Below are 10,516 nucleotides of genomic sequence, written 5' to 3' on the forward strand. Positions count from 1 at the left end.
ACGGCCAGGGCGCGGTGCCGAACTCGCCCTGCCCGCGGCACCCCGCCCCGGGGACACCCCGCGCGGGGCCGCAGGACCACCCGATAGAACACGTACGACACCAGGAAGCAGCCCCATGGACCGCCTCGCCAACACCGTGCGCCCCTATGCCTGGGGATCGACCACCGCCATCCCCGAGCTCCTCGGCGTCGAGCCGACCGGCGAACCGCAGGCCGAGATGTGGATGGGCGCCCACCCCGGAGCGCCGTCCCGCATCGACCGCGGTGCGGGCCCCGTCCCGCTGGCCGAGGCGATCGACGCCGACCCCGAGGCCGAGTTGGGCGCCGACGCGGTCCGCGCCTTCGGCCCACGGCTGCCCTTCCTGCTCAAACTGCTCGCGGCCGGCTCGCCGCTCTCCCTCCAGGTCCACCCCGACCTGGCCCAGGCCAAGGAGGGCTTCGCCGACGAGCAGCGGCGCGGCGTCCCGATCGACGCCGCACACCGCAACTACAAGGACGCCAACCACAAGCCCGAGCTGATCTGCGCGCTGACCCCGTTCGAGGGGCTCTGCGGCTTCCGCCACCCCGCGCAGGCCGCCGACCTGCTGGAGGGCCTGGGCGTCGACACCCTCAAGCCGTACGTCGACATCCTGCGCGCCAGCCCCGAGGAGAGCGCCCTGCGCGAGGTCCTCACCGCCCTGCTGACCGCCGAGCACGACGCGATGGCCGAGACCGTCGAGCGCGCCGCGGTGGAGGCCGAGCGGCTGGGCGCCGGGGACGGCCCGCACGCCGCCGACTACGCCGCCTACGCCGCCACCGCCCACCACTACCCGGGCGACCCCGGCGTGATCGCCGCCATGCTCCTCAACCACGTCCGGCTGCAGCCGGGGGAGGCGCTCTTCCTCGGCGCCGGCCTCCCGCACGCCTACCTCAGCGGCCTCGGCGTCGAGCTGATGGCCAACTCCGACAACGTGCTGCGCTGCGGCCTCACCCCCAAGCACGTCGACGTCCCCGAACTCCTGCGGGTGGTCCGCTTCGAGGCCGGCGACGCGGGCGTACTGCGCCCCGAGGCGGTCAACGGCGAGGAGATCTACGAAACCCCCATCGACGAGTTCCGGCTCTCCCGCTTCGTCGTCGCCCCCGGCGCCGCGCCCCACCCGCTGGACGCCCGTACGCCGCAGATCCTGCTCTGCACACAGGGCACGATCCGGCTGGTGACCCGTGTCGGCTCGGCCGCAGGCAACGGCGGCTCCGACGAGCTGACCCTCACGCCCGGTGAGTCCGCGTTCGTCCCGGCCGGCGAGTACGTCTCGCTCTCGGGCGAGGGCACGCTCTTCCGCGCCACCGTCGTCGCCTAGCCGGACGCCGCAGCCGCCCGGAACCGGCCGATTTCCGCGCCACGGCGGTGCGCGGGCCGTGGGCCGGAAGGTGGCCTCGTGGCGTCGGCCGTCGGCCGGGCTGCAACAATGACCGCCGCACAGCATTAAAGGGGCGGTAAAGCGGAGAGCCCCGTCGACGGAAGGGACATGCGGCACTCATGAGCGCATCAGGCGGGACAAAGGCGATCGTCGCGGCGCTGGCCGCCAACCTGGCCATCGCCGTAGCGAAGTTCGTGGCCTTCGCCTTCAGCGGCTCGTCCTCGATGCTGGCCGAAGGCGTGCACTCCATCGCGGACTCCGGAAACCAGGGCCTGCTGCTGCTCGGCGGCAAGAAGGCCAAGCGCGCGGCGACCGCGGAGCACCCCTTCGGCTACGGCCGCGAGCGGTACATCTACGGCTTCCTGGTCTCCATCGTGCTGTTCACGATCGGCGGCGTCTTCGCGCTCTACGAGGGCTACGAGAAGATCCACGACCCGCACGAGCTGGACAACTGGTTCTGGCCGGTCGGCGTCCTGGTCTTCGCGATCATCGCCGAGAGCTTCTCCTTCCGTACGGCCATCAAGGAGTCCAACGAACTGCGCGGCAAGCAGACCTGGTCGCAGTTCGTCCGCCGCGCCAAGGCCCCCGAGCTGCCGGTCGTGCTGCTGGAGGACTTCGGCGCGCTGGTCGGCCTGGTGCTCGCCCTGGGCGGCGTCGGGCTGACGCTCGCCACCGGTGACGGCATCTGGGACGGCATCGGCACCATGTGCATCGGTGTGCTGCTCGTGCTGATCGCCCTGGTCCTGGCCGCCGAGACCAAGTCGCTGCTGCTGGGCGAGGCCGCGGGCCCCGAGCAGGTCGCCCAGATCCGTGCCGCCGTCGTCGACGGCGAGGTCGTCACCCGCGTCATCCACATGCGCACCCTGCACCTCGGCCCCGAGGAACTGCTGGTCGCCGCCAAGATCGCGGTGCAGCACGACGGTACGGCCACCCAGATCGCCGACGCGATCAACGCGGCGGAGGTCCGTATCCGCGAGGCGGTGCCGATCGCCCGCGTCATCTACCTGGAGCCCGACATCTACCGCGAGGAAGCGGCCGCCGTGGGCGCCGACCCGGAGAAGACACCCGGCGGGCACTGAGCCGCCCGCTTCATCGCCCGGACACGGTCCGCACGAAGGGCCCCCGCACCGACCCGGTGCGGGGGCCCTTCGTCCGCCGTGCCACCGGCTCCCTCGCGAGGGGGCCGGCGGTCCGGTCACTCGATCTCGCCGAGCACGCCCAGGATCGCGGCGGTGTCCGGGGCGCTCTGCAGCCGGGCCCGGAAGTCCGGGTCCATCAGCTTCCGCGACAGCAGCGCGAGGATCCGCAGGTGCTCGTCACCTGCTGCCGCCTCCGGCACCGAGATCATGAAGACCAGCTTGGCCCGCGTGCCGTCGAGGGAGTCCCAGTCGATGCCCGCAGCGGACCGTGCGAAGCCGACGACCGGCGCGGTCACCGCGTCCGTCTTGGCGTGCGGGATGGCGATCTCCTCGCCGAGCCCGGTGGTGCCCTGCGCCTCTCGGGCCAGTGCCACCCGGACCAGCTCCTCGACATCCGCGACCTTGCCGGTGCCGGCCGCCAGCTCGGCCATCTCCCGGATGGCCGCCTCCTTCTCGTCGGAGACGAGCTGCTTCTTGACGGTCCGCTCGGTGAGATAACCGGAGAGAACTTCGGGGGCCGCCGCGGAGGCGGTGTTGGTGTCGGCGGTGGCGGGGGCGGCCCCGTCCGCTGCCGTGTCCTCCACGGCGGTGGCGGCAGCCGTCACCGTGGCCGTGGCCGTACGGCCCGCATCCCCGCTCGGAGCGGCCGAGTCAGCCGTGCGACCGGTTGCACCCGCACCCACGCCCGGGCCCGCCACGGAGCCCGCGCCACCCGCTCCGACCCCGGCAAGCGCCGGCTCCGCGAGCGGCGACATCGCCGCCGTACCGGACTTCCTGCGCTCCGAGAGGTCCACCAGCGTCACCGTGGCGAGCGCCGTGACCACCGAACCGATGACGACGGCGAGGAAGAACGTCGGCCAGCCGCCCACCGCGCCCAGCACGGCCACGATCGGGCCGCCGTGCGGCACCGCGTCCGTCACCCCGCCCATGCCCGCGAGGGCACCGGCCACCGCGCCACCGAGCATGTTCGCCGGGATGACCTGGGCAGGCCGCGCCGCGGCGAACGGGATCGCGCCCTCGGAGATCCCGAAAAGCCCCATGAACAGTGCCGCCATGCCCGTCTCGCGCTCCTGCTCGGAGTACAGCCGCCGACGCAGCAGAGTCGCCAGACCCTGGCCGAGCGGCATCACCGGGATCGCTGCGGCGCACATGCCCATGACCGTCTGGTTGCCGGAGGCGATCAGCCCGGCGCCGAAGAGGAACGCGGTCTTGTTGACCGGTCCGCCCATGTCGAAGGCGATCATCAGGCCGAGGATCGCGCCGAGCAGGATCGCGCTGGACCCGGTCATCCCGCCGAGCAGGTCCGTCAGATGTGTGAACACCCAGGAGATCGGCTTGCCGATGACGTAGATGAAGAACAGCCCGAGCACCGTCGTCGCCACGATCGGGATCACGATGATCGGCATGATCGGCTGGACGAACTTCGGGACCTTGACCTTCTTGATCCACAGCACCAGATAGCCGGCCAGGAAGCCCGTGACGATGGCGCCGATGAAGCCCGCGCCCGCCTTGGAGTCGTACAGCGAGCCGGTGTTGGCGATCCAGCCGCCGATCATGCCGGGAACCAGCGCGGGCCGGTCCCCGATCGCATACGCGATATAGCCGGACAGGATCGGCACCATGAGCTGGAAGCCGATGGTGCCGACGTCGTTGACGTGCTTCCAGAACGACCCGTCGGGGATGACCAGACCACCCTCGGGATTGGTGTGGCCGCCGAGCGCCAGCGATATCGCGATCAGCAGACCGCCGACCACGACGAACGGGATCATGTAGCTGACCCCGTTCATCAGCGCCTTGTACGCCACGCTCCGCTCCTTGCCGCCACCGGGGGCGCCCGCGGGCGTCCCCGCGGTGCCCGCGCCCCCGTCGCCGCCCTGGACCGGCGCGCTCTGCACCCGCTCGATCAGCTGCTCCGGGTGGCGGATGCCTTCGGCGACCCCGACCGCCAGGACCTTCTTGCCGGCGAAGCGCGTGCGGTCGACGTCCTTGTCCGCGGCGATGATGATCCCGTCCGCGTCCTTGACATCGTTGTCAGACAGGAGGTTCTCAGCCCCGATCGACCCTTGGGTCTCCACTTTGATCTCGTGGCCGAGGGCGGCGGCGGCCTGGGTGAGCTTCTCCGCGGCCATGTACGTGTGGGCGATGCCGGTCGGGCATGCGGTCACGGCGAGCAGCTTCAGCCCCTGCCCGCCCTTCCCCGCGCCCTCGGGGGCATCAGCTGGACTCGTGGTCACGTGGTTCTCCTAACGAACGTACGCGCGAGGTCGTGCAGGTGCCCTCGCGCTCCAGGCATCCTGCAACACGTAGCAGGATGAGCAAAGTGCCGAAGGCCACCTCCGCCCGAGCGCCGGAACAGCCCAGCGCACAGCCGTGGGCCCGCCCCGCACCGTCTCCCGCCCGCACGAACTGCCGATGCGGACTGCGGTCGCTGGGCCGATCGGTGTAGATTCGTGACCAGTGCCAGACGTCGCTGCTGATGGCGGTCGGTCGGCCCGCACCGCGGACCGGCCGAGGGAGAGAGGGCCTGGACGGACTGCGCTGCGGCCAGGGGAGAGGTGCGTCCGCTTCCGCGTACGCTGCTGCCCGCGCCGCAGACTGCCCAGCCCGGAATATCCACCTCGACCCTCGAGGAGCAGCCCGCATGACGACAGCAGCCAACGGCCAGGACTTCAAGGTCGCCGACCTCTCCCTCGCCGCCTTCGGCCGCAAGGAGATCAACCTCGCCGAGCACGAGATGCCCGGCCTGATGTCGATCCGCAAGGAGTACGCCGCGGCGCAGCCGCTGGCCGGCGCCCGGGTCACCGGCTCGCTGCACATGACCGTGCAGACCGCCGTACTGATCGAGACCCTGGTCGCCCTGGGCGCCGAGGTCCGTTGGGCCTCCTGCAACATCTTCTCCACCCAGGACCACGCCGCCGCGGCCATCGCGGTGGGCCCCAACGGCACGCCGGACGCGCCGCAGGGCGTCCCGGTCTTCGCCTGGAAGGGCGAGAGCCTGGAGGAGTACTGGTGGTGCACCGAGCAGGCCCTGACGTGGCCGAACTCGCCCACCGGCGGCCCGAACATGATCCTCGACGACGGCGGTGACGCCACCCTGCTGGTCCACAAGGGCGTCGAGTACGAGAAGGCCGGCAAGGTCCCGGCGGTCGAGACCGCCGAGAGCGAGGAGCACCGCGCCATCCTGGAGCTGCTCCACCGCACGCTGGGTGAGGCCCCGCAGAAGTGGACCCGCCTCGCCTCCGAGATCCGCGGCGTGACCGAGGAGACCACGACCGGCGTGCACCGTCTCTACGAGATGCACCGCGACGGTGAGCTGCTCTTCCCGGCGATCAACGTGAACGACGCCGTGACCAAGTCGAAGTTCGACAACAAGTACGGCTGCCGCCACTCCCTGATCGACGGCATCAACCGTGCCACCGACGTCCTCATCGGCGGCAAGACCGCCGTGGTCTGCGGCTACGGCGATGTCGGCAAGGGCTGCGCGGAGTCGCTGCGCGGCCAGGGCGCCCGGGTGATCATCACCGAGATCGACCCGATCTGCGCGCTGCAGGCGGCGATGGACGGCTACCAGGTCACCACCCTCGAGGACGTCGTCGAGACCGCCGACATCTTCGTCACCACCACCGGCAACAAGGACATCATCCTCGCCGAGCACATGGCGCGGATGAAGCACCAGGCCATCGTCGGCAACATCGGTCACTTCGACAACGAGATCGACATGGCCGGCTTCGCCAAGATCGACGGCATCGTCAAGGACGAGGTCAAGCCCCAGGTCCACACCTGGACCCACCCGGACGGCAAGGTCCTGATCGTGCTGTCCGAGGGCCGTCTGCTCAACCTGGGCAACGCCACCGGTCACCCGTCCTTCGTGATGTCCAACTCCTTCGCGGACCAGACGCTGGCCCAGATCGAGCTGTTCACCAAGCCGGAGGAATACCCGACCGACGTCTACGTGCTCCCCAAGCACCTCGACGAGAAGGTCGCCCGCCTCCACCTCGACGCCCTCGGCGTCAAGCTCACCGAGCTGCGCCCGGAGCAGGCCGCCTACATCGGCGTCCAGGTCGAGGGCCCGTACAAGTCCGACCACTACCGCTACTGATCACCACCAGCAGCCGGTGCACCCAGGCCCTCGCCGCTCGCGGCGGGGGCCTGGCCCATGAGGGCCCCCGCACCGGCCCGCCCGAAGGACCTCCATGCCCCGCGGCCACTACTCCCTGCACGACCCGCACGATCACACCCCCCTCGGTGAAGAACACTTCCACTGCGCCACCGGCCCCTCCGGCTGGCGTTATGTCTCGCAGATCGTCACCCCGTCCGGCGATCACGCCGGCTCCGTCGACCTCACCCTCGACGAGCTCGGCCGCCCCATCCGCCTGGAACTCCACGCCTCCGCCTGGCAGGTACGAGGCGCCGCCCTGGAGGGCGTGACCTGGGTACGTACCGACCCGACCGGCGAACACGCCACCGAAGGCAACGTCGCCGCCCACGCCTTCACCGGCGCGTCCCCCGCGTTCCTCATCGCCACCGCACGCCTGCTGCGCCCCGCCCCCGGCGCCGGAGCCGTCCGCACCCGTCTCGTGGCCTTCACACCCCCCGTGCTCGCCCCCCGCACCCTCGACCAGTCCTGGGCCTTGCTGAAGAGCACACCACACGCCACTGACAACGCCCCCCTGATCGCCGACGAATACCAGGTCAACGACCTGGAAACCGGCGAACAGCACGCCGTCCACATCGCCGGCGACGTCGTCCTCGCCGCCCCCGGCATCGAACTCGAATCCCTCGAAACCCCACCGTCGACGTTCCCCTGACGGGCCCGCCGACCCGGCGCGGCGGGCCGCCAGAACGGCTGGTCACTTCCGGCACGACCGCCATCCGGATGTGGGCACGGTTCCGGCTGTAGGGACAGGGCGCTGCGCCCATCACGAGATGATCAACAGTCGGCCGAACGGCTGCCGCCGCATCTCCCACCCGTGACCGAACGCCCTACGGGACGCGTCATGTCCGGCAACCGACCTGCACCTCCACCTCGGCCCCTCACCCAGGGGCCGACCCCTCCACGGCCGAGGTCTCCCCTCCGGCACTCCACCGGAGGGGACAACGACGCTCGATGACCGCAGCCCGGTTGTCCCTGAGGGCCGAGACGCCAAACGGGAAATCGCGTCCGACATGCCTCGCGCCCGGGCTCCCGTACGCCCGCCTCACGCCCGCGCGTCGCCCGCTCCGAACAGCCGTGGACTACACCGGCGGAGCGAACCCCGTAGACCGCGCCTCACCCGGACCGTCACCGTCCCGACCCTCACGTCGAGCCTCGTCGACCGGCTCCGCCCCACGCAGCACAGGCATGCCATGCGGCACAGAGGTCTCATGGGATGCAGGCATCCCATACGGGACCGGCGTCCCATACGACCCAGGCGAAACCGCGGGCTCCGACACATCGCCCGCCCCCGGCCCACCCCCAGGTGCGGACCACCCACCGTGAGGCGCACCCCCCACACTGCCCGCCGACGCACGCGCGGACACGCTCGCGACCACCGAACCCCCGTAAGCCGGTGGTTCCTTCATCTCAGCCTGAGGCGGCGCGGCAGCCCCGAGCCCGGCACCCACCGAATCGCCCTCGACAGCTGCCACCGGCCCCCCGCCGGCCCTCAGCGCCCCGAACGCCCGCTTCGACTCCCGCGCCTGCCGCTCGGCCACCACCGCGGCCAGATGCGCCGCCGGGTGCACGCCCTGCGGCCCCGGAGCCCCCGTGAACCCGCGTAGGTCCTCGACCAACCGGCCCGCCATCGCCCCGCCGGCCTGCGGATCCAGCTGCCCCATCCGCATCAGGTACTGCCGTACCGCCAGCCACCACCCGTCCGGCACCCGCGACAGATCCAGAACCCCGACCTCGGCCATCAACCAGGGCGGCAGAGGCGGCCACGCCGACCGGGCCTCCGCTGCCGGGATCCGCTCCCGTATGACCAGCGTTCCGGCGAACACATCCCCGATCCGCCGGCCCCGGGCCGAAACCAGCGAGGCGACCGAAGCCACCACCCCCATCGTCAGCACGATCTCGATGGCCCCCATCGCCCCTCGCACCAGCGCGTGCCGGAACCGGATCGGACCACCGTCCTCCCGCACGACCCGCAGCCCGCACATCAGCTTCCCCAGCGAACGACCGCGGCTCAGCGTCTCGATCACGATCGGTATCCCGACCTGGACCAGCACAAAGGTCGCCACCGACACCGCCGCCACCGCGGCCGTGTCCATCGACGACGTCGCGCTCACCAGCAGCATCGACACCCCGATGTACAGCCCCCAGGCGACGGCCAGATCCACCGCCACAGCCAGTCCCCGACTCGGCAGCCTTGCCGGCCGAAGTCCCAGCACCACCGCTTCACCCGTGACGAGTTCGCTCACCCGATCCCACTCCCTCTCGCTCCCCGAAGCCCGCCCACCCCGTGCCGGACCCGGCCAGTCTGCCAAGCTGACCCTCACCCACCCGACGGCGCTGCGAGGAGCGACACCGTATGGACCTCGATGTCTTCGTTACGGCCCACCGCGCGGAATGGGACCGGCTCGAAGCGCTGCTGCACCGCAAGCGTCGGCTCACCGGCGCCGAGGCCGACGAACTGGTGCTCCTCTACCAACGCGCCACGACCCACCTCTCCCTCCTCCTCTCCAGCGCCCCCGACCCCGCCCTGACCGGCAGACTCACGTCGCTCGTGGCCCGTGCCCGCAGCGCGGTGACCGGCGCCCGCAAGGCGTCATGGCGAGACACCGCACGCTTCTTCACCACCGCCTTCCCCGCCGCCGTCTATCGCCTGCGCCGCTGGTGGATACCCACCGCGATCCTGTCCCTCGCGGTCGCCGCGGTCATGGGCTGGTGGATCGCCACACACCCCGAGGTCCAGGCAGCCATCGGCGCCCCGCAGGAACTCCGCGAGATGACGCGCCCCGGCGGCGAGTACGAGTCCTATTACTCCAGCCACCCCGCCGCGTCCTTCGCCGCCCAGGTATGGACGAACAACGCCCAGGCCGTCGCGCTCTGCCTCGTCCTGGGCGCGTTCGCCGGCGTCCCGGTCCTATGGGTCCTCTTCCAGAACATGCTCAACCTCGGCGCAGGCATCGGCCTCATGTCCTCCGCAGGCCGCCTGGACACCTTCCTCGGCCTGATCCTTCCCCACGGCCTGCTCGAACTGACCGCCGTCTTCGTCGCGGCGGGCATCGGCCTGCGCCTGGGCTGGACCCTCGTCGACCCGGGCCCGCGCACCCGCCGCACGGCCCTGGCGGAGGAGGGCCGGGCAGCCCTGGGCGTCGCCATCGGCCTCGCCGCGGTCCTCTTCGTCTGCGGCGTCATCGAAGGCTTCGTCACCCCCTCAGGCCTGCCCACCTGGGCCCGCATCGGCATCGGCGTCGCCGCCGAACTGGCCTTCCTCCTGTACGTCTACGTACTGGGCGGCCGAGCAGTTCGTGCAGGTGAGACGGGCGACGTCAGCCCGAGCGACCGCGAGGCCCTGGTGCCCACCGCCGCCTGATGTGCATCCGACCCCGCTGACCTGCTAATCTCCTCATCTCCCCAGGTAACCCGTTGACACAGGGCTCGTGGGGAGGTAGATTCGAACGGTTGCAGGGGATCTGGACAGGTCCCCGCGCAAGGGTTAGTCTCTCCAACGCCCCGGCCTGGATGTCTATTCGGCGGGGCATACCGACCACTTACCGGAAGCGCCGGTCGATTAATTCGACCGAATCCTTTCTGATAAAGTCGGAAACAGCCGAAAGGCAATCCCCTCCGACGGGGAATCGGATGCAAATTCGGACCGGAAACGGAACGGACTGGATCTGATAGAGTCGGAAAGGCCGGAAAGCGAAAGCAAGAAGGCCAACCCCGCTCCAACAAGGGGCCAGAGACGGAAACGGATCTGGTAAGGTTGGAAACGCGAAGAAGCCGAAAGGCCGAATCGCACCGGCGAAAATCAGGACCGCGAGGATCTGATAGAGT

General features: G+C 70.7%; 7 protein-coding genes. 5 read left to right on the top strand and 2 right to left on the bottom strand.

Annotated features, from left to right (window positions below; genetic code table 11):
• The first annotated feature begins 115 nt into the window (after positions 1 to 115).
• Positions 116 to 1,336, top strand: coding sequence for a mannose-6-phosphate isomerase, class I (gene manA / locus ACGFZW_RS37475; protein ID WP_393897816.1), 1,221 nt, complete (start codon positions 116 to 118; stop codon positions 1,334 to 1,336).
• Positions 1,337 to 1,515: 179 nt separating this feature from the next.
• Positions 1,516 to 2,475 (top strand): cation diffusion facilitator family transporter, encoded by a 960-nt coding sequence (locus ACGFZW_RS37480; RefSeq protein ID WP_393897817.1) that lies wholly within the window; start codon positions 1,516 to 1,518, stop codon positions 2,473 to 2,475.
• 116 nt (positions 2,476 to 2,591) lie between these two features.
• Here ACGFZW_RS37480 and ACGFZW_RS37485 read toward each other — a convergent pair whose 3' ends face one another.
• Complete coding sequence (locus ACGFZW_RS37485; RefSeq protein ID WP_393897822.1) at positions 2,592 to 4,700, bottom strand: fructose-specific PTS transporter subunit EIIC; 2,109 nt, start codon at positions 4,698 to 4,700, stop codon at positions 2,592 to 2,594.
• Positions 4,701 to 5,176: 476 nt separating this feature from the next.
• Here ACGFZW_RS37485 and ahcY point away from each other — a divergent pair, with 476 nt between their 5' ends.
• The gene (gene ahcY, locus ACGFZW_RS37490; RefSeq protein WP_393897818.1) at positions 5,177 to 6,634 is read left to right on the top strand and encodes an adenosylhomocysteinase; all 1,458 of its coding nucleotides are present in this window, start codon (positions 5,177 to 5,179) and stop codon (positions 6,632 to 6,634) included.
• Positions 6,635 to 6,728: 94 nt separating this feature from the next.
• Positions 6,729 to 7,343, top strand: coding sequence for a hypothetical protein (locus tag ACGFZW_RS37495; protein WP_393897819.1), 615 nt, complete (start codon positions 6,729 to 6,731; stop codon positions 7,341 to 7,343).
• Positions 7,344 to 7,770: 427 nt separating this feature from the next.
• Here ACGFZW_RS37495 and ACGFZW_RS37500 read toward each other — a convergent pair whose 3' ends face one another.
• Complete coding sequence (locus tag ACGFZW_RS37500) at positions 7,771 to 8,934, bottom strand: RDD family protein (RefSeq protein ID WP_393897820.1); 1,164 nt, start codon at positions 8,932 to 8,934, stop codon at positions 7,771 to 7,773.
• 110 nt (positions 8,935 to 9,044) lie between these two features.
• Between ACGFZW_RS37500 and ACGFZW_RS37505 the strand changes: the two genes are divergently transcribed.
• Positions 9,045 to 10,052: a stage II sporulation protein M gene (locus tag ACGFZW_RS37505; protein ID WP_393897821.1), complete on the top strand. Its 1,008-nt coding sequence runs from the start codon at positions 9,045 to 9,047 to the stop codon at positions 10,050 to 10,052.
• Positions 10,053 to 10,516: the final 464 nt, after the last annotated feature.

It is taken from the genome of Streptomyces sp. NPDC048248, from assembly GCF_043201875.1.
GTDB lineage: Bacteria > Actinomycetota > Actinomycetes > Streptomycetales > Streptomycetaceae > Streptomyces.

Coding starts and splice junctions, on each gene's coding strand:
- ACGFZW_RS37480 (WP_393897817.1), top strand. CDS start 1,516: ATGAGCGCATCAGGCGGGACAAAGGCGATCGTCGCGGCGCTGGCCGCC.
- ACGFZW_RS37505 (WP_393897821.1), top strand. CDS start 9,045: ATGGACCTCGATGTCTTCGTTACGGCCCACCGCGCGGAATGGGACCGG.
- ahcY (WP_393897818.1), top strand. CDS start 5,177: ATGACGACAGCAGCCAACGGCCAGGACTTCAAGGTCGCCGACCTCTCC.
- manA (WP_393897816.1), top strand. CDS start 116: ATGGACCGCCTCGCCAACACCGTGCGCCCCTATGCCTGGGGATCGACC.
- ACGFZW_RS37495 (WP_393897819.1), top strand. CDS start 6,729: ATGCCCCGCGGCCACTACTCCCTGCACGACCCGCACGATCACACCCCC.